Genomic DNA, 22,330 nt, shown 5'->3' with positions numbered 1-22,330 from the left:
CATAGGAGGGAAGCTCTGCCATCGCCTCCATGATACGGCCAAGTAAGGCTGCATCATCACGCTGGCGATGATGACGACCATCTTGCCAACCCGGTTTTCGATGAACACGAACGGATAGCTGCGCACGCGATACATTAAGAGCCTGGTTCACAGCACTTAATCGTCGTCCCCCGGCAACAAGGGCGCATGCGCAATCCATTTTTTTGCTCGACCATACTCCACGGCTTCTTTGAGGATCTCGTTCTCCATGGTCTTCTTCCCGAGCAGACGCTGAAGCTCTCGGATCTGCTTGATGGCAGCAGCCAACTCGGAAGCAGGAACAACATCCTCACCGGCGGTGATCGCCGTGAGAGACCCTTCTTGGAATTGCTTACGCCATTTGAAAAGCTGGTTTGCGTTGACGTCGTGCAAGCGAGCAACATGAGAGACGGTCATCCCGGGCTCAAAGGTCTGCTGCACGATGGCGATCTTTTCTTGTGGAGTCCGGCGTCGACGGCGCTCGGCCCCTGTTAACACTTCGACCATCTTCTCGTTGTGACTAGTACTGAACATAGCTCCAAGACTACCTCTTAAGTTAAGAGGGGCGAAGTGTCTGGATCTTCAAGGGGCCAATCTAATCCCTGTTTTACTATGTCCCGCCAACTCAGCCACAATATGCTCAGCAACGTCCGCCTGCTGTAACTCATCGATGTAGCTATGCCGCAGCCCGTAAAGCGTGGGACGGCCCTGACCTACGATGCCAGCATCATTGAAGTGGCGTTGGAAGCGACAGGTGATGTTATGCGCCCAGTCGTCGTCTTTGCCTGATGGTTTGTCGTCGAACAAAAATACCTGCCCCTGACCGCGACGACTCTCCACATAGTCCAGGAATTGATGTCCGATCAACGCACTATGTAGCGGCACGGTACGGTACGCATTGGCACTCTTGAGCTGTTGATCCACCTCTCCCGCATCGACCATCAGACACCAAATCCCCTCAACCTGTTTGATGTTCTGAGTTTTGAGCTGGCAAGCCTCGGAGGGTCGCAGCCCGGCATACAGGCACAGCAGGGGCACCCACCAGTCTTGAACTCTCAATTTTTTGCCTTTCTGGGATTGTTTGCTGCGCAGGCTGGCAAACAGCTGAGCCAGTTGAGGGCGATGCCAGCGCACTCGCTCCTCATCCGCCCGTTTGTGCGGCTTCTTGCCTGCCGTCAACCCATCAAAAGGGTTACGGCTGCAATAGTCCAGCGCCACGCACCAACGGAAGAACTGTTTCAGGGCGGCGAGGTAATCTCCTTTGGTTTTGAAACTGAGGTTGGTCTTGCGCAGCAAGCTGTTGCGGTACTCCTGTGCCAGCGCGGGCGTCACCTCATCGACTTTAACCCCTTTGGCCCAGGTGACGAAGGCGTTGATCCGAAGTTGGAGCTGGCCCACCGACCTATGCTGGATCCCCTCACTGGTTTTAGTCTCGATGAATCTCGCCAATGCGTGGGTGAGCATGATCCCACTGCTGGGGCAAGCTGGGGCATCAACAGAAGGTTCACGAGGTGTGGAAGGTGTTTGAGGAGGGATGAACCCCGCTGCTTTGAACGCGTCTAGATCGGCGCGGATCCAGCGATAGAAACTGCGGGGGGCAGTATCGGCAGGAGTAGCCGCGATAAGTGCGCGAGTACGAGCTGCCACTGCCAGGTTGCGGTCTACGGCGAGCTGACGATCTTTGGTGCAAAGGGAAGTACGGATAGCGAAGGGCAAGCCACGGTCACGTAATGACTTAGGCAGCGGGAGACGAGTGTAGTAGGTGCCGGAGGCATTTTTACTCAGATACATGATTGTTCCACCCAGTTGATCCAGGAAAAAAATCACGTAAGTCTAGAAATGAAAAAACCCGTTGAAATTCAACTGGTTATATTTGGCGGTGAGGGAGGGATTCGAACCCTCGATACGTTGCCGTATACACACTTTCCAGGCGTGCTCCTTCAGCCACTCGGACACCTCACCAAATTTTCACTTCTTTGAAGTGGCTTTCGTAACACGCGATGCGTGCTTCTTGCCAACTTCATCGTGGGCAGCCCTCGGGCACCCCACCAAAGTTCTGTCTGTGATTTAACGTGTTCAGCCAACACGGGTTCGTTGCGCTGCTGCGCTGGAACGGGGCGTAATGTAAGGGATAGGAGCGGGCCGGTCAATCCAATTTTTTATCTTTTGCCACTGATTGCTCAATTAGCGAACCAAGTGACCAAAAAGTTGCCGTTTCCTATCCCTTTCCATCAATTTTCAACCGCTTCGTGCAAATGTTCTCCTCGAATGGCCTCTTCCAGCGAACCGTAGAACTCCAACTCCCCCGCCACCGGGCGCACCTTGCCCCGGGCCAGGGTCTTGAGGGGCTGGAATTGCAATTCAGCCACCTTGAGACGGACCCCCGCCTTGGCCATGCGTTTTGCGAACTGCTGGAAGGCGGTGAGACCGCCAGCATCCAGGATGGAGACCGCCTCCATCTGCAGGATCAGCACCTTGTGATCCCGTACCTGGGCCAGCAACTCGTCGAAGACCCGCTCCGCCGCCGCAAAGAACAGGGGCCCGTTGATCTTGTAGATCAGGGTCTGGGCCGGCACCTCGCTCGCATAGCGCTTGTGCTCCGCCAGGTTGTGCAGCCTGGTCATCTTGGCAATTTCCCGCATGAACAGCAGCGAAGCCAGGATCACCCCGAAGGTGATGGCGATGACCATGTCGAAGATAACCGTGAGAGACAGGCAGACCAGCAGCACCAGCACGTCGGACCTGGGGGCACGGCGCACCAGATCCACCACCTTGTGGGCCTCGCTCATGTTCCAGGCCACCAGCAGCAGCAGGGCCGCCATGGCGGAGAGCGGCAGCCAGGAGAGCCAGGGGGCCAGCACCAGGATGGCGGCCAGTACCACCAGGGCATGGACGATGCCGGAGATGGGCGAGGTGGCCCCGGCCCGCACGTTGGCGGCGGAACGGGCGATGGCGGCCGTCGCCGTGATGCCGCCGAAGAAGGGGGCCAGAATGTTGCCAAGCCCCTGCCCCACCAGCTCGCCGTTGGAGCTGTGCTTGCGACCCGTCATGCCATCCAGCACCACGGCGCAGAGCAAGGATTCGATGGCACCCAGCATGGCCATGGAGAAGGCGGCGGGCAGCAGCCGCTCGATGGCGGCCAGGTTCCACTCCACCGGCGCCCCGTCCGGTCCCGGCAGGGCCCAGGGCATCACCAGGGTCGGCGCTATGGGGGGGATCCCCATCCCCTGGGTGCCATCGGCCAGGGTGTAGCTGAACTTGCTGCCTATGGTGGCCACGTCCACCCCGAACTGATGCAGGCCAAAACCCAGGCCCACCCCCACCAGCACGGCGGGCAGGTGGCCCGGCACCGGCAGCCGCAATCTGGGCCAGAGCAGCAGCACCACCAGGGTGGCCACCCCGACGAGCGTGTCACCCCACTGCCAGCTGGGCAGGGCATGGGCCAGCGCCTGCACCTTGCCCAGGTAGGTCTCAGGCATCTCGGGCACCTGCAGGCCGAAGAAGTCCTTGATCTGCAGGGTGGCGATCACAATGGCGATACCGCCGGTGAAGCCCAGGGTGACCGAAGGCGGAATGTACTCGATGAGGCGCCCGAGCCGCGCCATCCCCATGGCCACCAGGAAGCAGCCCGAGATCAGGGTGGCCATCAAGAGTCCCCCCACCCCGAATTGCTGGGCCACCGGATAGAGGATCACCACGAAGGCGGCGGTAGGGCCCGAGATGGAGAAACGGGAGCCCCCGGTCACGGCGATCACGATGCCGGCGATGATGGCGGTGTAGAGGCCGTGCTGGGGCGGCACGCCGCTGGCGATGGCCAGCGCCATGGCCAGCGGGATGGCGATGATGCCGACCGTGATGCCGGCGATGAGGTCGCGGCCGAAGCGCGCCACGCCATAGGGTTCGTCGATGCAGGATTGGCGCAATGCGATAGCCAGCTTCACGCCTTGTAAGGAAGCTTGATTGTGCATGTCTAGGGTAATACCAGAAGAAGGAGACAAAGGCCGGGGTGAACCGGCACCCGATCATCATCAAGGGCCGGCAGAGCTGTCGACGCGGCGATGGTATCCTGAGCAACCATACCCGAGCCGGCCCGATAATTCGATGGGCGGGATCAAGAAATGGACATGAGCGCGCAATATTGTCGCCTATCCCCTGTATTTGCGCGCCGTTTCCCGCCAACTGCGGCCGCCCTCCGTGCTGTTTCTCCCAAGAAAAACCCTGACCTGCACCTCTGGATGAAGGAGAGGACGCACAGGCGTGCATGTTCCCGCAAGGGCATCTCAAGCTGCTGATTGTGCTGAAAATAGTCCACAGCGACCAAGTTTTGGACAAACAGGCCAAAAAGCCATTTTTTACGCAAGCCATCGGGTTGACACCCGTCCCTCAGGCCATTAATATCCGCCCCGTCTCGACGAGACAGGCAATTCCTCCTTAGTTCAGTCGGTAGAACGGCGGACTGTTAATCCGTATGTCACTGGTTCAAGTCCAGTAGGAGGAGCCAATTCCCTCGTAGTTCAGTCGGTAGAACGGCGGACTGTTAATCCGTATGTCACAGGTTCAAGTCCTGTCGAGGGAGCCATCTTCCAAAGCCCAGCCTTATGGCTGGGCTTTTTCATTTCCCCTGCCCCACCTCGGGGCAAGAGCGGTCGCCTCCCGATGCGCTCGTCCCTTGCCGTCGGGTCCTGCCGCCACAAGATGGCGCAGGCATACCCTCCATGGGGTACCACTCTGGTGCACCCTCGGCCATCCACTGATGACAGAAGAGTCATCCATATGATTTTTCTATAAAAAATTAATGATACAGGCCTCGGCAGCGACTCGATTGGCTGGCACACCCCTTGCAACTCCTGAGATCAGGGACGTCACAAGGAGTTGCCTATGCTGCCCATCAAGCCCCCCGGACCCGGTTGTTACGACGAGATGCTGCTCGCCAACAACCAGTTTCGCGATCATTACCACGCCTACCTGTCGTGGCTGCACCAGACCGACGAGAAGAGCATAGAGCGCAAGCGTGAGGAGGCCGATCTGCTGTTTCGCCGGGTCGGCATCACCTTCAACGTCTACGGGGATGGGGACGGCGCCGAGCGCCTCATCCCGTTCGACAGCATTCCCCGCATCATTCCCGCCCGGGAGTGGCAACATCTGGACAAGGGGATCCGCCAGCGCGTCACCGCCCTCAATGCCTTCTTGCACGACATCTATCACGATCAGCGCATCCTGAAGGCGGGAGTGATCCCGGCCGCCCAGATCCTCACCAATGCCCAGTACCAGCCCTGCATGCAGGGGGTCGACCTGCACCGGGACACCTATGTCCACATCACCGGGGTCGACATCATCCGCAACCACGACGGTGAGTACTATGTGCTGGAGGACAACCTGCGCACCCCCTCCGGGGTCTCCTACATGCTGGAGAACCGCAAGATGATGATGCGCCTCTTCCCGGAGCTGTTTCACAACCAGCCCATCGCGCCGGTGGAGCGCTACCCGGCCCTGTTGCTGCAGACCCTGCGCGAGAGCAGCCCGGTGGACAACCCCTGCGTGGTGGTGATGACTCCAGGACGCTTCAACAGCGCCTACTTCGAGCACAGCTTCCTCGCCCAGCAGATGGGGGTGGAGCTGGTGGAGAGCGCGGATCTGGTGGTCAAGGATGGTCAGGTGCTGATGCGCACCACCACTGGGCTGAAAAGGGTGGATGTCATCTATCGCCGCATCGACGACGACTTCCTGGACCCCCTCGCCTTCAACCCGGACTCCCTCATCGGCGTGCCGGGCCTGCTCTCTGTCTACCGCGCCGGCGGCGTGGTGCTGGCCAATGCCATCGGCACCGGGGTGGCGGATGACAAGTCCATCTACCCCTATGTGCCGGAGATGATCCGCTTCTATCTGGGGGAAGATCCCATTCTCAACAACGTGCCCACCTGGCAGTGCCGCGAGCCGGCTGCCCTCTCCCACGTGCTGGCCAATCTGGAGGAGCTGGTGGTCAAGGAGGTCCATGGCGCCGGCGGCTACGGCATGCTTATAGGCCCCTGCGCCAGTCGCGAGGAGCTGGCCCGTTTTCGCGAGCTGCTCAAGGCTCGGCCGGACAACTACATCGCACAGCCGACCCTCTCCCTCTCCACCTGCCCGACTTTCGTCGACGCCGGCATCGCCCCCCGCCACATCGACCTGCGCCCCTTCGTGCTCACGGGGCAGGAGCTGCGCCTAGTACCGGGCGGCCTGACCCGGGTCGCCCTCACCGAAGGCTCCCTGGTGGTCAACTCCTCCCAGGGCGGTGGCACCAAGGACACCTGGGTCATGGAGGGCAGCCCATGCTGAGCCGCACCGCAAGCGAACTTTACTGGATGTCCCGCCACCTGGAGCGGGCGGAGAACACGGCGCGCATGCTGGACGTCACCCAGACCATGTCGCTGATGCCCTCCATCGACGCCGATCACAGCGAGCTGGTGGCGCCTCTCACCATCAGTGGCACCCACGAGCCCTTCCTGGCCCGCTACGGCCAGGTGAACATGGAGAACCTGCTGCAATTCTTCTGCTTCGACGAGGAGAACCCGAGCAGCATCTTCAGCTGTCTGCGCATGGCCAGGGACAACGCCCACGCGGTGCGGGGCAAGATCCCCGGTGAGGTGTGGGAGAGCATCAACGCCGCCTGGATAGAGATCCGTCGGCGGCGCCAGGCGGGGCTGTCCAGCGGTCAGGCACAGGAGTTCTTCGACTGGATCAAGGAGCGCTCCCACCAGTTTCGCGGCGCCACCTATGGCACCATCATGCGCGGTGACGTGCTCTGGTTCCTGCGCCTTGGCACCTTCATCGAGCGGGCCGACAACACGGCGCGCATCCTGACCGTGAAGTATCAGGTGATCCGGGAGGACGAGGACAGCGTGCGCGAGTTCTACCGCTGGAACGCCCTGCTGCGCTCGGTGGGAGCCTATGAGGCCCACCAGACCCTCTACAAGACGCTCTCCCATGCCTCCATCGCCGAGCTGCTGCTCCTGCGCAATGAAGTGCCGCGCTCCCTGCGGGCCTGCCTCGACGAGATGGAGCACATCCTGGCCCAGATCGAGGGCAACGCCGGTCAGACGCCCCGGCGTCTCACCACCATACTCAACGCCCATCTGACCTATGGCGCCATCGACGATGTCTTTGCCCTCGGCATGCAGGCGTACCTGAGGGATTTCCTCAGCGACATCGGCGCCATCGGCCAGAGCATCCACGCCGCCTACCTGGAGGTATTATGAGACTCATCATCGATCACCAGACCCGCTACCACTATGCCGACGTGGTGCGCCGCAGCACCCAGTACCTGCGCCTGACCCCCCACAGCACGGCCCGCCAGCAGATCCTCTCCTGGGAGCTGGAGCTGCCGGGGGAGGCCACCTGCACCACGGACGGTTACGGCAATATACTGCACGTGCTGAGCCTGGAGTCCCCCCACGAGGGGATCCTGATCCGCGCCCACGGGGAGGTGGAGATCCGCGACGACGCCCCGGAGGATGAAGAGAGCTCTCTCATCTCCCCCCTGAGCTACCTGAGGCCCACCGCCCTCACCCGCCCGACCCCGGCCCTGCAGGATCTCGCGAAGGCCTGCCTGCCAGAGGAGCCGACCCTGGCCGACTTGCAGAGCCTGATGGCACGCATCCTGGTGCTGATGCCCTATCAGCCCGGCAGCACGGACGCCACCTTCAGCGCCGACGAGGCCCTCGCCTCGGGCAGCGGCGTCTGTCAGGACCACACCCATGTCTTCCTGACCTGCTGCCGCCACGCCGGCCTGCCGGCCCGGTACGTGAGCGGTTACCTCTACAGCCAGGACAACAGCCACGTGGCGATGCACGCCTGGGCCGAGGTGTGGATCGAAGCGCGCTGGCACACCTTCGACGTCACCAACCTCACCAGCTCCACCAGCGAGCACCTCAAGCTCGCGGTCGGCATGGATTATCTGGATGCCTGTCCGGTGCGCGGCGTGCGCTATGGCGGCGGGTGCGAACAGTTGCAGAGCCAGGCGCAGGTGACCCGCCTGGATGGACAGCAGCAATGAGAGCCGGGATCTCGGCCGCGGGGGCCTGCCCATGACCTATTGCGTTGCCATGTGCCTGCAAGACGGCATGGTGTTTGCGTCCGATTCGCGCACCAATGCGGGGGTGGATCACATCGCCACCTTCCGCAAGCTGCACCTCTTCACCGGGGAAGACAGGGTGCTGGTGCTGCAAAGCGCGGGCAATCTGGCCACCACCCAGAGCGTCATCAGCCTGCTGACGGAGGGGCAGGAGCTCCTTGCCCTCCCCAGCCTCTACGAGGCTGCCGCCCTCATCGGCCAGACCATACGCACCGTCATCAGCCGGGATGGGGGTCAGCAGCAGGGCCATATCAACTTCGGCTGCAACATGCTGCTGGGGGGGCAGATCCGGGGGGAGCGCCACCGCCTTTTCCACATCTATCCGGAGGGCAACTTCATCGAGGCGAGCGCCGACACCCCCTACTTCCAGATTGGTGAGAGCAAGTACGGCAAACCCATCCTCGATCGCATCATCCACCATGAGACGCCGCTTCAGACCGCCCTGCAGTGCGCCCTCATCTCCATCGACTCGACCCTGCGCAGCAATCTGTCGGTGGGCTTGCCCCTGGACGCCCTGGTTTATGCCGAGGGAAGCTTCTCGGCGGCACACCTGCACCGCATCACCGAACAGAACCCCCACTTCGTGGCGCTGCGAAAGGCCTGGGGCGAGGGGTTGCAGCAGCTGTTTCGGGGCCTCCCCACCTTTCCCCTCTAGGCCGGGTGGGGAGCGCCCAGGCGCTTTCCCGCTCCTTTCTTTCCGGATATTCTGGCAGCCTTCCTTTTCGATGGAGTTTCCCATGCGCCGCTTCAACGTCATGCTCAACGGCAGCCGATTGATGATGTTCCCCTTCTATGTCTGCATCCTGATCTGTGTCGCCCTCCTGATGGTGAAGTTCGCCATGCAGCTCTATGTGCTGTGCCGCGACATCATCGACATCCACTACCTGGATCTCATCACTGGGGTACTCACCCTGGTGGACTTCGTGCTGGTGGCCCAGATGCTGATCCTGGTGGCCATCTGCGGCTATGTGCAGTTCATCAAGACCCCGGAGCAGCGGGCGGCCCTGGGCGACAACTGGCTCAGCAAGATCAACTTCGCGTCCCTCAAGCTCATCGTCATCAACTCCCTGGTCACCATCGCAGGCATCGAGGTGCTCAAGGCCTTTCTCGACGACGGCACCGGCAACGAGACTGAGATGAAGTGGTCGGTCATCGTGTTTCTGGCCTTCTCCACCGCGGCGCTTATCTATGCGGTGACCGAGCGGCTGGCGGATCACAAATAGGGCCCCATTTCATTCAGGATCTATTCATCAAGGGTCGAATTGATAACTCTTTTCATTACCCTTCCCCCATTGTAAACTTGCCCGCCCCGGGTTGAAGCGCCCGGGTGCTGGAGCACCCATGACGAGTCTTTCCCTCTCACCGCGACAATGCTGGCAATGGCTGGCCTACCACCATCAGGCGGCCGAGGGCGCCCTCTACCTGATGTTCTTCTCCGGCCTGCTGCTGTGGGAACCCCTGACCCCGGTCTGGTCCCTGGCACGCTGGAACCTGTTCTTGCACGTCACCCTCTCGCTCACCCTGTTCCCCTTGCTGTTTGGCGCCTTCTGGCTCTCCCATCGCAACCTGCTGCGCAAGAGCCGCAAGCCTTTCCTGCGCACCACGGGGCGCATCATCGAAGCCTTGCTGCTGGTGTGCCTCGCCAGCGGGTTGCTGTTGGTGCTGCACGGCACCCCGGGCGATGGCATGGGCAACCTTGCCAGCTGGGCCCACTGGCTGAGCGCGCTCGCGTTGACTCCTCTGGTGCTGCGCCACGCCTGGCGCTGGACCATCTTGACATGGCGCACCTGATCTTATGTTGAAGTTGTTGTTATCCCTGATGTTCGCCGCCCTGTTGCTGGGGACCGCCTCGGCCCAGGAGATGGGCGCCGCCATGATTGCCTATGACGAGGGGAGCGCCCCGCGCCTCGTCACCGCCAACCAGAGTGCCGGCTCCGTCACCCTGCTTGAGCGTGATAGCGGCAAGCGGCTCAAGGAGGTGCAGCTGGGAGGCGATCTGCGCCAGCTGGCCCGCGCAGACGACGGCACCCTGCTGGTCACCGATTACAGCGGCGATCGCCTGCTGCTCTTGGAGGATGATCTCACCCTGGACAAGGCGATCCCCACCGGCCATAGACCCTATGGCGTTATCTTCGATCCCAAGCGTCAGTGGTTCTGGGTCACGCTGTTCGAGGGAGGGCGCCTTCAGGCTTATGACAGGGCGGGCAACCTCCAGCTGGATGCAAAAACCGCCGAGACTCCCCGCGGGCTGGCATTGACCAACGACGATCGCCTGCTGCTCACCCACGCCATGACAGGCCAGCTCGCCATCTATGATCTCGCCAAACTTGAGAAGGGCGCTACCCTCCCCAAGCCCAAGCTCATCACCCTGGCGGAAACCCACAGCGATACCCCGAGCGACTCCCAGGGCTTGCCGCGCCTGCTGGACGGCATCGCCCTCTCCCCCGATGGCAGCGAAGCCTGGCTGCCCCATGTGCTCTGGAGCTTCGACCACCCCTTCCAGTTTCAGAGCACCGTCTTCCCGGCGGTCTCCATCATCGATCTCGATGAAGAGAAGGAGCGGGTCGATGAAAGAAAACAGCTCTTCTTGCAGATCAACCTGCCCAGTGTCGGCAACCGCAGCCAGATCGTCTCCAACCCGTTCGCGGCGCGCTTCGCCGCCGATGGCAAGCGGGTCTACCTGACCCTGGCGGGTTCCGAAGACTTGCTGGTGTTCGACCTGTCGCGCAGCGGCAAGCAGAACAGCAACCGCCACCGCCGCAAGAAGTTTCAGGGGGGCGCCAAGGCGACCCAGCTCTTGCGTCACCTGCCGGGCCAGAATCCGCGCGATCTGCTGATCGATGGCGACCACATCCTGGTCCACAACGTCATGGGGCAGGATCTCACCCGTCTCAATAGCGGCGGCAGCGGCCCGTTTGCCCGGGTCACCGTCGATGTGCCCCACTTCGCCAAGCTGGTAGAGACCGATCCCCGCCCCAAAGCCCTCAAGCGCGGTGAACGATTGTTCAACCTGGGTAATACTGCCGCCAACAGTCGCTTCCCCATGGCGGGGGACAACTGGATGAGCTGCAACTCCTGCCATCTGGACGGGTTCAACTTCACCAACCGCTATCTGATGGCGGCCCATCGCCAGCAGAGCGGTGACAACGCCATCAACGGCCACGCCAACCTCGCCAACATGGTGGCGGGGGACTTTATCGGCGAATACCTGCGCATGACCCAGCAGACCCAGGGCGGCATGGGTCATGACACCCGCGATGGGGCCGAAGCGGTCGACCCCGCGAGGCCCCAGCCCGAGGTGCAGGCGATGATGGAGGATCTGCACGCCTTCGTGACCAGTGACGGCAACCTCCCCTATCTGGCCAACTGGCTGCGGCTCGATGCCCCGCGCAGGGATCCTGCCAAGGCGCCGACCACCCACCCGAAAGAGTGGCTCAACTCCGCCTCCTGCCAGAACTGCCACCAACAGGCGTTCAAGGACTGGAGCGAGAGCAACCACCGGCTGATGGGCAACTCCCACCCCTACTACAAGGTGGTGCAGGCACTGGCCCGCGAAACCGAGGGCGAAGCCTTCGGCCAGTGGTGCCAGGGCTGTCACATGCCCCAGCAGGTGATGAACGGCCAGACTGATCTGCCCAAGGGCTCCCACATGTTCGAGCAGGGCGGCGCTTCGCTCATTGCGGCCCACCAGAAAGGCGAGCCCGTGGTGGAAGAAGGCACAGGCTGCGTGCTCTGTCATCGCATCACCAAGCTCGAGGATGCCGGCGGCAACAGCGCCTTTACGGTCAATTTGAAAGACCGCGAGAGCTATGTGTTCGAGGATGCCCCGGGAGGCAGCCTCCAGCACTGGCTGGCGGAGCGGCAGATCAACGCCCGTCCCGCCATGCACAAGGCCTCCTACCAGAAGGATTTCTACCGGGACGCGGCCCTGTGCAAATCGTGCCACAACGAGTTCGCCCCGGGCACCGGCGCCAATATCGTCAACACCTGGGACGAGTGGGAAAAATCCAGCTTCGCCAAAGCCGAAGATCCCGCCAAACGGCGCACCTGCATCGACTGCCATATGAACCCCGAGCCGGGCAATGGCGGCGCGCCGGTGGCGGGCCAGTCCACCGAAAACGGCACCGTGAAAGAGCGGCTCTATCGCCACAACTTTACCGGTGCCCAGCACCAGCTGGTGGGGCTGAGGAGTGCAACCCTCGAGCAGGAGAGCCTGGCGCTGCTGCGTTCAAGCGCCACCCTCTCGGCCCGCATTGAAAACCAGAGTGGCCAACCCGCGCTGGTAGTGAGAGTCGCCAATACAGGCGCCGGCCACGCCCTGCCCACCGGGGTCGCCGATTTCCGTGAACTCTGGCTGGAGCTGACCGTTACCGACGCCAGCGGCAAGCGGGTGCTTGAAAGCGGCCAGCCGGTGGATGGCGCCGTCCCTGAAGATGCACGACTGTTCAGAAAAGTGTTCGGCGACGCCGAGGGCAAGCCGGTGGGGCTCAAGTTCTGGCGCTACGCCAAGCTCCTTGAAGACACCCGCATCCCGGCCGATGGCTGGCGCGATGAAGTCTGGCCGCTGCCCGCTGATGCCCAGGGGCCCTTCAAGGCCGATATCAGACTCAATTTCCGCACCTACCCCAAGTGGGTCAATGATGCGGTGCGCGCCGCCGAGCCGAGCTTGCCGGAGCCACCCATAGTGCAACTCAATCGGCTGCAACTCACCCTGCAGCCCCTCCCCCTCACGCCCGATACGGAGCCTCAATCCTGATGTTCGCAAGTTTTCTCATTACCCTGCGCGAGGGGCTGGAAGCCTTCCTGCTGGTCGGCATCAGCCTCTCCTACCTCGCCAAGCTGGGGGCAAGCCGCTACAACAAGTTCATCTATCTGGGGGTGGGGCTGGGTCTTGTCGCCTCCCTTGTCATCGCCTTCCTGTTCCAGGTGGTGGTGAGCCAGTTCGAGAGCGAGCGCTACAACCATTTGCTGATGGCGGGGATCCTGATTTTTGCCACCCTGGTGCTCACCTATATGGCTATCTGGATGCAAAAACAGGCCAAATCCCAGGTGGGGGCCATGACGGCGCGCATCGATGCCGCCATCGACGGTGGCAACCTGTTTGGTCTGGTGCTGCTCGCCTTTCTGGCGGTGATGCGCGAAGGCTTTGAAACCGTGCTGTTCTTCTCGGCCCTGGTTTACTCCGGGCAAGGGGTGGATCTGCACCAGGGGCTGATGGGGGCGCTGGCGGGGCTGCTGGTCTCTGTGGTGCTGGTGTGGGGGCTGCTGCGATCCACCCGCAAGGTGGCGCTGGCCCCCTTCTTCCGCTGGACCGGCCTGCTCATCATCATCATCGCAGCAGGCTTGCTCTCGTCCGCCGTCAACATGTTGCAGGCAGCGGACGTCATCACTTTCTGGACCACGCCTGTCTTCAACATCAGCCACATCCTCGACGATAAGGGGGTATTCGGCACCTTCCTGCGCGCCCTGTTTGGCTACAACGCCTCACCGGCGGGCCTGCAGTTGCTGACCTGGGCAAGCTACCTCATCATCTTTGTCACCCTCTGGCATCGCAGCTATCGCCCCCAAGGGAGCGCCGCCCCGACCAGGGGCTGAGCCCGGGGATCACACTCTGTTCGGGAGCCGCGCACAGGCGGGCTCCCCCAGCTATCACGCCGTTTCGGAACACTCATGAACGACAACAACAAGAAGCACATTGCGGTGCTGGGCGCCGGCCCTGCCGGTCTGATGGCCGCCTGGCGCCTGCGCCAGGCCGGTTTTGCGGTCACCCTGTTCGAGCAGGAGCCGGTCGTCGGCGGCATGTGCGCCACCCAGACCTTCAAGGGGCGCGACGGCGAGTATCGCTTCGACTACGGCGGCCACCGCTTCATCACCAAGAACCCCGAGCTGCTCGCCTTTATCGACGAGCTGATGGGGGACGACCTGCTCCACGCCGAGCGAAAGAGCGTCATCCGCTTTGGCGGGCGCACCTATGACTACCCTTTGAACCTGCCCAACCTGCTCAAGACGGCGCCGCTGGCCCTGATGGCCGGTGCGGTGAAGGATCTGCTGCTGTTGCCCTTTGCCAAGAAGCCCACCGATTTTGCCAAGGCGAGCTTTGCCGAGTGGATCCAGAGCCACTTTGGTCGCACCCTCTACCGCCAGTTCTTCGAGGGCTACACCGGCAAGTTGTGGGGCATCAACCCGGACCAGCTCTCCGCCGACTGGGCTGGCCAGCGCATCAGCCTGATCGATCTCAAAGACGTGGCGCGCCGCCTGCTGCCAAGGCGCAACGGCAGCATGTCGGTGCGCACCTATGCCCGCAAATACCGCTATCCCAAGTACGGCTTCGGCCAGATCTTCACCACGCTCGGCGAACGGCTGGTGGCAGAGGGGGTAGAGCTCAAGACCGGCGCCACCATCACCCGCCTTGAGCAGACCGATGGCCACATCGAACGGGTTTATTGGTCACATGATAATGTGGAGCAGAGCGAGCGATTTGATCAGGTGATCTCCACCCTGCCGCTGCCGCTCACCTGCCAGCATCTGGGCTTGCCGTGCGATCTGCACTACCGGTCGCTTCGCTTCGTCAATATGCCCCTCAAACAGGAGAACCTGTCGGACAACACCTGGCAGTACCTCTCCGACCCCCATATTCTGGCGACCCGTCTGCAGGAGCCCCGCCGCCGCAGCCCCTTTATGGCGCCCCAAGGCCAGACCTCGGTGATGCTGGAGATCCCCTGCAATCCGGGGGATGCCACCTGGCAGGCACCGCTCTCTGATCTGCGCGGCCGGGTCACCGCCGATCTCGCAAGCCTCGGCGTCGACACCCAGAAACTTGGCGATGAGACCTTCGAAGCCCGCAGCGAGTACGCCTATCCGCTGATGGATCTGGGCTATCAGGCCCGCCGCAACGAAGCCATCAAGGCGCTGATGCCGATAGGCAACCTCATCATGACTGGCCGTCAGGGGACATTCCGCTACATCTTCACCGACACCGCCATGGAGATGGGGATGATGGCCGCCGACATGGTGATCGACGGGGTGGACAGACGCCACGCCATCTTCAATCATCGCAACGAAAACACCGTGATCGAAACCCAGAGCGTGGCCTGACCGCGCCATTGGCATAAGTAAGGAGAACAGGATGACCATCCGCCCGGGTTTACTCGCCCTCACCCTGCTGCTGACCCTGAGCGGGCAGGCGCAGGCTTACTCCTACGCCGCCGCCGGCAAGGAGCCGCTGATCGATGCCCGCGAGGCGCTGCTGGGGGCCGCCACTGACGGCAAGGATGCCAGCGCCACCTTGAGCGAGATTGCCGAGGAGCTGACCTATCTGGAAGAGCACCACCAGGTGGAGCTGCAAACACCGCTGGCCGCCGCCATCAAGGCCAAAGACGCAGCAACCACCGCCGCCCTGCTCAACCGGGCCTACAAGGCGGAGATCGAGCGCCGCCTCGAGGGGGCCAGCCAGAACCTTGGCGACTACCAGACCGCCAAGGTGCTGGTGGTCAAGAGCAAGCGCTTCCTCGATTTGATCCTCCCCTCCCTCGACGAAGGGGATCGCAAGGCCGCCGAACAGGCGCTGGCCAAGGTACTGGACGCCATCGGCAACCCGGGAGTGTTCGGGGTGGGTGCCAAACCTGCCGATGCCGCTGCCTTCACCGAGGCCGAAAAAGCGCTGATGGCCGTGCTGGCGTCGCTTTGATGACCTCTCATCGATGACGACGGCCCCCCTCATCCCCAACCCTTCTCCCGCACGGGGAGAAGGGGGGCGTCGCCACGGCCGATTACGCTTCGCCAATCGACTCTACTTGCTTGCCCTGCTGCAACTGGCCTGGCTTGGCTGGCTGCTGACCTTCCCGGTAGCACTCGATTCCGACGATGCCCTCAACTTTGCCCACGGGGTGGTGCGCTTCAGCGTGCTGGAGTTCTCCCCCCACTTTCCGGGCTACCCCGCCTTTATCTGGCTGGCGCGGCTGATCAATCTGGCGGTGGACGAACCGGCCCGGGCGGTGCAGTGGGCCAGCCTCTTGGGGAGCAGTTTGCTGGCGCCGCTCGCCGCCTCCCTCGCGGTCAGATTGTGGCAGCGGCCAAGCCTGCTGGCGCCGGTCTGGCTGCTGGTGCTGGCCCTGCCGCTCACCCCGACCCTGGCGCTCTCCGGCCTGTCCGACGGGCCTGCGCTCGCCGCCTGGCTGGCCGCGCTGCTGGCCTTGCTGCATCGCAAAGCGGCCCTGGCAGGTCTGCTGCTCGGCCTTATGCTGGCGCTACGCCCCTCCTACTTCGTGCTGGCTCTGCTGCCCCTTTGGCTGGGGATGGCGCAGCAGGGCAACCGCGTCAGGTTTGTGCTCCCCATCGCGCTGGTGGGGCTAGCCTGCCTGCTGTTTGTCTGGCAGGCCGACGGCTGGGCCTATTTTGCCGAGGGGCGGCGCTTTACCGACGGCCACTTCACCCTCTGGGGCAACACGGCGGCGGCCCACGGGGATCGGCTGCTGAGCTGGGCGAATACCTTCAACGATCAGCTCACCCCGCTCTGGCCCCTGTTGATGGGAGCCTTGCTGATACTGCCACTCTGGCAACGGTCAAAAGATCACAATGCGACCCCCTCCGTGCTCTGGACGCTCTACTGGCTCGTTCTGCTGCTCTGGACCCTGGTTGGCCAGAATCCGGACAATCCCCGCCATCTCGCGCCCATCACCCTGCTCGGCCTCGTGCTGCTGGCAGGCTGGCTGCCGCGCCGGGGCGAGCTGCCAGCCATGCTGGGAGCCCTGTTGCTGCTGCTCAGCACCCTCACCCCACCGGTGGCACCAGCCATGACCCGGGCCGCCAGACTGGCCGAACAAACGTGCCCGGGGCTGGTGACCCAGTGGGGAGTGAGGCTGCTTAGGGAAACCACAACCCTGCCCGTCACCGACGGCTGGTACCGGGGGGATGCCGCCCTTGCGCTCACCCAGGGGGCCTGCCGCCTCAGCCGCCGCCCCCTGGGGGCAGAGGCGCTACCAGGCCCTTATGACACCCTCTGGTTTTCCCCCCGCTTTCACGCCGAACCCGGCCTCTGGCTCGCCCTGCCCCGCTGAACCGGGCACTTGCGAGGGCATCGCACGACTCGTCTACACTCACTGCGCATGGGCCTGGCAGGGAGAGGATGAATGAAGGGAGGCAAGGAGTGGGCACTGGTGCCCCTGATCCTGGCGCTGGCCTGCGCCCTGCTGATGCTGCCGCTCTGGTGGCAGGGGGGCAGCCAGGGACACGATCTGTTCCACCACCTGCTATCCGGCCACTACTTTGCCCGCCAGCTCTGGCAGGGGGAGCTCTATCCCCGCTGGCTGATGGCCATGAACGGCGGCTTCGGCAGCCCCACCTTCTTCTTCTATCCCCCGCTCCCCTACTACGTCAGCGCCCTCTTTGCCGGGCCCGGTGCCCACCCCCAGCAGGCCATCTACCCTTTACTTGGCAGCGCCACCCTGGCCCTGCTGCTCTCCGGGGTGTTTGCCTATCTGTGGCTGCGTGCCACCACGCCCCCTGGCCGGGCCCTGGCCGCCAGCCTGCTCTATCTGGCGCTGCCCTATCATGTCGCCATGGATCTCTATGCCCGCTTCGCCCTGGCGGAGTTCTGGGCCTTCGCCTGGGCTCCCCTTATCCTGCTGGGGCAGGATCTCGCCCACCGCGGACGACCTCAGGGGTTGCCCCTGCTGATCCTGGGGCTGGCGCTGCTGGCCTTCTCCCACCTCCCCAGCCTCTTGCTCATGATGGGGCTGGTCACCTTGCGCGCCTTCTGGTTCGCCAGACGCACCCGCACTCTGACGCCCTGCTGGCAAGCCCTCGGCGCCCAGGGCGTGGGGCTTTGCATGGCAGCCGCCCTGCTGCTGCCCGCCCTGGCGGATCAGGGGGCCATCTCCATGGAGCTGATGCGCGGCGGCATGTTCGACTACAGGCGCAACTTTCTCGACCGCCTGCCCAGCGCCTGGGAGGACTGGCGTTTTCGCGGTCACCTGGCGTGGCAGAGCATGCTGACCCTGGTCCTGCTGCTCATCGCCTGGGCCGCCGCCCGGGAGCCGCGCCACCCCGAGCTGCTGTGCTGGGGGGCGATCGGCGTCGTCGCCTTCCTGATGATGCTGCCCCCGAGCCAGCCTCTCTGGAGCCTGCTTCCCCCCTTGCAGCGGGTGCAGTTTCCCTGGCGGCTCAACCTGGTGCTCGCCCTTGCCACGGTCGCTGTGGTGGCGCTCGGCACCCAGCCCCATCGTCTCTGGCAGGGGCTCTGGTGGGGAGTATTTCTGCTGACCCTCCTCTCCACCCTGGCCTATGTGCGTCACGCCCCCCTGACCCAGGCCCCCGAACGAGAGGCCATGGCATTCGAGTTCGACAGCAAGCGCAGTGCCCGGGAATACAGACCAAGGCAGGTACCGGGAGGCATGTTCGCCCCGACCCTGCTCGCCTGGAAGGAGGAGTTCCAGCCGCCTGTCAGCGCCGAACCGCCAGGCGCGAGCTGGAGCCTGACCCGCTGGCAACCCCGCGCCCTGGCGCTGGAGGTCAAGACCCGGGTACCGACCCGGCTGGTCCTGCACCAATACCATTACCCCGGCTGGGAGGCCCGCCTCGACGGACACCTGACGCTGACGGTGAGCGCCAATCGCCAGGGGTTGATGCAACTCTGGGTTCCGGCAGGCCACCACAGCCTCACCCTGACCCTGGCGGCACGCTGGCCGGAGCGCACCGGCAATGCCCTCTCCCTGCTCGGATGGCTTGCCTGGCTCTGGCTGCTCTGGCGCCACACCAGACAAAAGGGCATCGGGCAGGATGCACCTGATCGCGCCCGCCAAAACTGATAGACTCAACACCTGCCTCTTAACCCGGCCCAGCCCACGACTCGGATACCCTATGCCCCAAGCCAGCTCCCTCTCCCCCCGTTTCCTCTTCATCCTGCTCGGCGCCCTGGCGGGCCTGACTCCGCTCGCGGTGGACATGTATCTGCCCGCCATTCCCGCCATCGCCCGGGATCTGGCTACCAGCATCGACGGCGCCCAGCTCACCATCAGCGCCTTCCTGGGGGGCTTTGCCATCGGCCAGCTCTTTTACGGGCCGCTCGCCGACAGCTTCGGCAGAAAGCCGGTGATCCTGGCGGGCCTGACGATGTTTGCCGTGGCCTCCGTGGGCTGCGCCATGGCGGACTCCCTGCCTGAGCTCCTCGCCTGGCGCATGTTGCAGGCAGCTGGCGGGGCGGCTGGCTCGGTGGTGGTCAACGCCCTGCTGAGAGACCTGTTCGAGAAGGATGCGTTTTCCCGCGCCATGTCCTTCGTCATCCTGGTGATGACCCTCGCCCCCCTGGTGGCCCCCGTCGTGGGGGGGTATATCAGCGCTCACAGCGACTGGCGGGTCATCTTCTGGCTGCTGGTGGCCATCAGCCTGCTCATCTGCCTGGTGATGCAGTGGAAGATTGAGGAAACCCTCAAACCCGAGCACAAGCAGCCCCTGCGACTCGGGCAGGTGCTTCGCAACTACTGGGGGGTGCTCTCCCACCGTGGTGCCATGGGCTATGTGCTGTGCGGCGCCCTGTCGAGCTCCGGCATGTTCGCCTTCCTGAGCGCCTCCCCCTATGTCTACATCGAGTATTTCAAGGTGCCGACCGAGCACTACGGCTGGCTCTTTGGCCTCAATATCCTGCTGATGATGGTGGTCACCTTCGCCAACAGCCGGCTGGTGAAAGGGGTGGGTGCCGAGCGCATGCTGCGATACGGCCTGACCGTGCTGCCGCTCGCCGGGGCCCTGCTCATCTACAACGCCTGGAGCCAGACCGGGGGCCTGTGGGGCATCGTCATCCCCGTCGTGCTCTTCGTCGGCCACATCAGCCTGGTGGGGGCCAACGCCATGACCGGCCTGATGGGCCACTTCCCCCAGTCCGCAGGCACCGCCTCGGCGCTGGCGGGCACCCTGCGCTTTGGCCTTGGGGCCCTGGTGGGGGTACTGGTCAACCTCAATCCCCCTGAATCGCCGCTCCCCATGGCCATCGCCATCGCCGGTTGCGGCCTGGGGTCGGCCCTCAGTTACTGGCTGCTGAGCGGCAAGCGCGTCCCCTGATGCCTTGCAATGAAAAAGCCCTGTCCATGGACAGGGCTTTTTGCATCGGGGCGCAGGCCTCAGTCATCGGCCTGCAACCCGCTGCGCGCCAGGATCTCGCTCTCCAGCCCATCCAGGCTTAGCTGGTTCTTCTTGCGCCAGTAGGCCTCAATCCCCTCCCGGCCCTGACGGGCCGACCAGTTGGCAAGATCCTCCCTGTCCCCCTGGTACTCATACAGAGGCACCGACATGCCGCACGACGTCTGGACCCGTTCAATGTCCAGCAGGAAGATCTGGCGAGCCGCGACGCTTGGGGGGAACAGCGCCAGCAACGACGGCCACTGCGGATCAGTGCGGTGCAGCACCCGTGCCTGGCCATAGGCCCGCAGAATAAGCGGCGCCCCCTCGAAGGCGCAGAACATCACCGTCATGCGCGGCTGTTGCAGCACCTGGGCTGCGGACTCGTTGCCGCTGCCGGTCAGGTTGAGCCAGGCCAGGGTGTGGGCATCGAGGACGCGCAGCGAATCCCCGCCCTTGGGGGAGAGATTGACCGATCCCTTCGCGGCCGCCGTACCGACGAAGAAGATCTTCTGCCCCTCGATAAAGGTGACATGGCGCGGCAAAAGCGCCTCGAACAGTTGTCCCATCCTGCCTCTCCCTGGTGCCTGGCACCGGGTTGCCTAAAACAGGGCGCTGTTGAGCCACAGGTGCGCCCCTATGCCGACCATATAACCAAGCAAAATGGCAGGCAACCACTTGAGGTGCCCGACGAAGGTATACATGCCCCTGGCCTGGCCCATCAGGGCCACCCCGGCGGCGGAGCCGACCGAAAGCAGACTGCCCCCCACCCCGGTGGTCAATGTCACCAGCAGCCACTGCCCCGTGCTCATCTGCGGCTCCATGGAGAGCACGGCGAACATCACCGGAATGTTGTCGATCAGGGCGGAGAGCAGGCCGATGGTGACGTTGGCCAGGGTCGGATCGCCACCGTCATAGAGGAAATGGGATGCAAGCGCCAGATACCCCATAAACCCGAGGCCGCCGACGCACATCACCACCCCGTAGAAGAAGAGCAGGGTGTCCCACTCCGCCTTGGCAATCTTGTTGAACACATCGAACGGCACCACCGAGCCCTGACGCAGCAGCCTGGCCTCGTCCCCGGTGCGCTCATACAGCGCCCGTGCCCGGGCCAAGGTAACGGGCTGGGTCTTTCGCAGATAGAAACTGAAAAATTGCAGGTAGCCCAGCCCCATCATCATGCCGAGCACGGGGGGCAGCCCCAGGAAATGATGGCAGGCGACGGCGGTCACTATGGTGAGCACAAAGAGCAGCACGATGACAACGGCGCCGCGCCTTGGCACCACCATCTCGCCCGGCATGGCGGGCACCAGACGGGGCACCATCAGGCTCATCAGGGTGGCCGGCACCAGGAAGTTGAGCAGGGCGGGGATGAAGAGCAGCAAGAACTGCTGGAACGGCACCTTGCCCGCCTGCCACACCATCAGGGTGGTGATGTCGCCAAAGGGGCTGAAGGCGCCGCCCGCATTGGCCGCCACGACGATGTTGATGCAGGCCAGGTTGATGAAGCGGCGCTCCCCGTTGGCCACGTTGAGCACCACTGAACACATCAGCAGCGCCGTGGTGAGGTTGTCCACCACGGGGGAGATGAAAAAGGCGAGAAAACCGGTGAGCCAGAAGAGCGTACGCAGGCTGAAGCCCGCTTGCACCAGGCGTACCCGCAGCACGGCGAACAGCAGTCTGTCCTCCATGGCGTTCACATAGGTCATGGCCACCAGCAAGAAGAGCATCAGCTCGGCATACTCCAGCAGGTTGTGGCGAAAACCAGCCTGAACCAGCTCGCTGTGCCCCTGCCCCGTATAGACCAGGCCGATGGCTATCCAGATGATGCCGGCGGCCACCAGCACCGGCTTGGACTTGCGCAGCTTCAGGTACTCCTCGGCCATCACCAGGGCATAAGCCAGGGCGAAGATGGCGAGGGCGAAGAGCCCGACCCCGCTGTGGGTCAGATCGAGGGGGCCGTTGCCCGCAGCGGCGGGGGCACTGAGCAGGGCCGCCCCGGGCACGAGGCGAAGGAGTCCAGACATGGCGGCATCTCCTGGCAGGCGTCTGGCATTGAGGCTAGCAGCCCAAAGGGAAGCCGCCCTCCTT

The 22,330-nt window shown here is 63.5% G+C and carries 17 protein-coding genes, 3 tRNA genes and 1 pseudogene; 15 read left to right on the top strand and 6 right to left on the bottom strand.

All coding sequences use genetic code 11. The features are described from left to right. The 4 genes and pseudogenes from J9892_RS05005 to dauA form a co-directional block, all read right to left on the bottom strand. Positions 1–525 (bottom strand): annotated as a pseudogene (locus J9892_RS05005) (transposase); the annotation flags it as partial. Between the two features lie 75 nt (positions 526–600). Continuing rightward, complete coding sequence (locus tag J9892_RS05000; protein WP_223954969.1) at positions 601–1,809, bottom strand: site-specific integrase; 1,209 nt, start codon at positions 1,807–1,809, stop codon at positions 601–603. An 83-nt stretch (positions 1,810–1,892) separates the two neighbouring features. Next, positions 1,893–1,980 (bottom strand) — tRNA-Ser (locus J9892_RS04995). A gap of 269 nt (positions 1,981–2,249) precedes the next feature. Further along, the gene (gene dauA, locus J9892_RS04990) at positions 2,250–3,986 is read right to left on the bottom strand and encodes a C4-dicarboxylic acid transporter DauA (RefSeq protein ID WP_161470438.1); all 1,737 of its coding nucleotides are present in this window, start codon (positions 3,984–3,986) and stop codon (positions 2,250–2,252) included. Positions 3,987–4,443: 457 nt separating this feature from the next. Between dauA and J9892_RS04985 the strand changes: the two genes are divergently transcribed. The 15 genes from J9892_RS04985 (at position 4,444) to J9892_RS04915 (ending at position 20,182) form a co-directional block, all read left to right on the top strand. Next, a tRNA-Asn gene (locus J9892_RS04985) sits at positions 4,444–4,519 on the top strand. 2 nt (positions 4,520–4,521) lie between these two features. Beyond that, positions 4,522–4,597, top strand: a tRNA-Asn gene (locus J9892_RS04980). 299 nt (positions 4,598–4,896) lie between these two features. Beyond that, the gene (locus J9892_RS04975) at positions 4,897–6,333 is read left to right on the top strand and encodes a circularly permuted type 2 ATP-grasp protein (protein ID WP_042075286.1); all 1,437 of its coding nucleotides are present in this window, start codon (positions 4,897–4,899) and stop codon (positions 6,331–6,333) included. Continuing rightward, positions 6,327–7,253: an alpha-E domain-containing protein gene (locus J9892_RS04970; RefSeq protein WP_043155630.1), complete on the top strand. Its 927-nt coding sequence runs from the start codon at positions 6,327–6,329 to the stop codon at positions 7,251–7,253. The genes J9892_RS04975 and J9892_RS04970 overlap by 7 nt, the downstream gene beginning before the upstream one ends. After that, complete coding sequence (locus J9892_RS04965) at positions 7,250–8,050, top strand: transglutaminase family protein (RefSeq protein WP_043155628.1); 801 nt, start codon at positions 7,250–7,252, stop codon at positions 8,048–8,050. Before J9892_RS04970 ends, J9892_RS04965 begins: the two co-directional genes overlap by 4 nt. Beyond that, on the top strand, positions 8,034–8,783 hold the full coding sequence (locus J9892_RS04960; protein ID WP_227656664.1) for a peptidase: 750 nt from the start codon (positions 8,034–8,036) through the stop codon (positions 8,781–8,783). Before J9892_RS04965 ends, J9892_RS04960 begins: the two co-directional genes overlap by 17 nt. Before the next feature lie 82 nt (positions 8,784–8,865). Then, entirely contained in the window at positions 8,866–9,351 is a 486-nt protein-coding gene (locus J9892_RS04955; protein ID WP_042075281.1) for a YqhA family protein, read from the top strand. Positions 9,352–9,469: 118 nt separating this feature from the next. Further along, positions 9,470–9,919 carry a hypothetical protein gene (locus tag J9892_RS04950; protein WP_043155621.1) on the top strand — a complete coding sequence of 150 codons (450 nt, stop codon included), beginning with the start codon at positions 9,470–9,472 and terminating at the stop codon, positions 9,917–9,919. Positions 9,920–9,923: 4 nt separating this feature from the next. Next, a complete protein-coding gene (locus J9892_RS04945; RefSeq protein WP_043155620.1) occupies positions 9,924–12,884 on the top strand; it encodes a hypothetical protein in 2,961 nt (986 codons plus the stop codon). Beyond that, positions 12,884–13,723, top strand: coding sequence for an FTR1 family protein (locus tag J9892_RS04940; protein ID WP_043155619.1), 840 nt, complete (start codon positions 12,884–12,886; stop codon positions 13,721–13,723). Before J9892_RS04945 ends, J9892_RS04940 begins: the two co-directional genes overlap by 1 nt. A 75-nt stretch (positions 13,724–13,798) precedes the next feature. Further along, a complete protein-coding gene (locus tag J9892_RS04935; protein ID WP_161470434.1) occupies positions 13,799–15,223 on the top strand; it encodes an NAD(P)/FAD-dependent oxidoreductase in 1,425 nt (474 codons plus the stop codon). A 31-nt stretch (positions 15,224–15,254) separates the two neighbouring features. Next, positions 15,255–15,815: a hypothetical protein gene (locus J9892_RS04930; protein WP_161470433.1), complete on the top strand. Its 561-nt coding sequence runs from the start codon at positions 15,255–15,257 to the stop codon at positions 15,813–15,815. A gap of 106 nt (positions 15,816–15,921) precedes the next feature. Next, positions 15,922–17,184, top strand: coding sequence for a hypothetical protein (locus J9892_RS04925; protein WP_161470444.1), 1,263 nt, complete (start codon positions 15,922–15,924; stop codon positions 17,182–17,184). A gap of 72 nt (positions 17,185–17,256) precedes the next feature. Continuing rightward, on the top strand, positions 17,257–18,933 hold the full coding sequence (locus tag J9892_RS04920; protein ID WP_161470432.1) for a 6-pyruvoyl-tetrahydropterin synthase-related protein: 1,677 nt from the start codon (positions 17,257–17,259) through the stop codon (positions 18,931–18,933). Between the two features lie 52 nt (positions 18,934–18,985). Beyond that, on the top strand, positions 18,986–20,182 hold the full coding sequence (locus J9892_RS04915; RefSeq protein ID WP_010674385.1) for a Bcr/CflA family multidrug efflux MFS transporter: 1,197 nt from the start codon (positions 18,986–18,988) through the stop codon (positions 20,180–20,182). 59 nt (positions 20,183–20,241) lie between these two features. On the opposite strand, the gene J9892_RS04910 is transcribed toward J9892_RS04915, so the two are convergent. Both J9892_RS04910 and nhaD read right to left on the bottom strand, forming a co-directional pair. Continuing rightward, the gene (locus J9892_RS04910) at positions 20,242–20,808 is read right to left on the bottom strand and encodes a pyridoxamine 5'-phosphate oxidase family protein (RefSeq protein ID WP_043155609.1); all 567 of its coding nucleotides are present in this window, start codon (positions 20,806–20,808) and stop codon (positions 20,242–20,244) included. 33 nt (positions 20,809–20,841) lie between these two features. Next, positions 20,842–22,266, bottom strand: coding sequence for a sodium:proton antiporter NhaD (gene nhaD, locus J9892_RS04905; RefSeq protein ID WP_043155607.1), 1,425 nt, complete (start codon positions 22,264–22,266; stop codon positions 20,842–20,844). Positions 22,267–22,330: the final 64 nt, after the last annotated feature.

It is taken from the genome of Aeromonas sp. Prich7-2, assembly GCF_017939255.1.
Taxonomy (GTDB): Bacteria; Pseudomonadota; Gammaproteobacteria; order Enterobacterales; family Aeromonadaceae; genus Aeromonas; species Aeromonas caviae.
This window is presented reverse-complemented; position numbering and strand designations above follow the sequence as displayed.

What these genes read in the sequence shown, in the direction of transcription:
- J9892_RS04950 (WP_043155621.1), top strand. Translation starts at nt 9,470, where the DNA reads ATGACGAGTCTTTCCCTCTCACCGCGACAATGCTGGCAATGGCTGGCC.
- J9892_RS04910 (WP_043155609.1), bottom strand. Translation starts at nt 20,808, where the DNA reads ATGGGACAACTGTTCGAGGCGCTTTTGCCGCGCCATGTCACCTTTATC.
- J9892_RS04945 (WP_043155620.1), top strand. Translation starts at nt 9,924, where the DNA reads ATGTTGAAGTTGTTGTTATCCCTGATGTTCGCCGCCCTGTTGCTGGGG.
- J9892_RS04935 (WP_161470434.1), top strand. Translation starts at nt 13,799, where the DNA reads ATGAACGACAACAACAAGAAGCACATTGCGGTGCTGGGCGCCGGCCCT.
- J9892_RS04940 (WP_043155619.1), top strand. Translation starts at nt 12,884, where the DNA reads ATGTTCGCAAGTTTTCTCATTACCCTGCGCGAGGGGCTGGAAGCCTTC.
- J9892_RS04960 (WP_227656664.1), top strand. Translation starts at nt 8,034, where the DNA reads ATGGACAGCAGCAATGAGAGCCGGGATCTCGGCCGCGGGGGCCTGCCC.
- J9892_RS04920 (WP_161470432.1), top strand. Translation starts at nt 17,257, where the DNA reads ATGAAGGGAGGCAAGGAGTGGGCACTGGTGCCCCTGATCCTGGCGCTG.
- J9892_RS05000 (WP_223954969.1), bottom strand. Translation starts at nt 1,809, where the DNA reads ATGTATCTGAGTAAAAATGCCTCCGGCACCTACTACACTCGTCTCCCG.
- J9892_RS04965 (WP_043155628.1), top strand. Translation starts at nt 7,250, where the DNA reads ATGAGACTCATCATCGATCACCAGACCCGCTACCACTATGCCGACGTG.
- dauA (WP_161470438.1), bottom strand. Translation starts at nt 3,986, where the DNA reads ATGCACAATCAAGCTTCCTTACAAGGCGTGAAGCTGGCTATCGCATTG.
- J9892_RS04955 (WP_042075281.1), top strand. Translation starts at nt 8,866, where the DNA reads ATGCGCCGCTTCAACGTCATGCTCAACGGCAGCCGATTGATGATGTTC.
- J9892_RS04975 (WP_042075286.1), top strand. Translation starts at nt 4,897, where the DNA reads ATGCTGCCCATCAAGCCCCCCGGACCCGGTTGTTACGACGAGATGCTG.
- J9892_RS04930 (WP_161470433.1), top strand. Translation starts at nt 15,255, where the DNA reads ATGACCATCCGCCCGGGTTTACTCGCCCTCACCCTGCTGCTGACCCTG.
- nhaD (WP_043155607.1), bottom strand. Translation starts at nt 22,266, where the DNA reads ATGTCTGGACTCCTTCGCCTCGTGCCCGGGGCGGCCCTGCTCAGTGCC.
- J9892_RS04915 (WP_010674385.1), top strand. Translation starts at nt 18,986, where the DNA reads ATGCCCCAAGCCAGCTCCCTCTCCCCCCGTTTCCTCTTCATCCTGCTC.
- J9892_RS04970 (WP_043155630.1), top strand. Translation starts at nt 6,327, where the DNA reads ATGCTGAGCCGCACCGCAAGCGAACTTTACTGGATGTCCCGCCACCTG.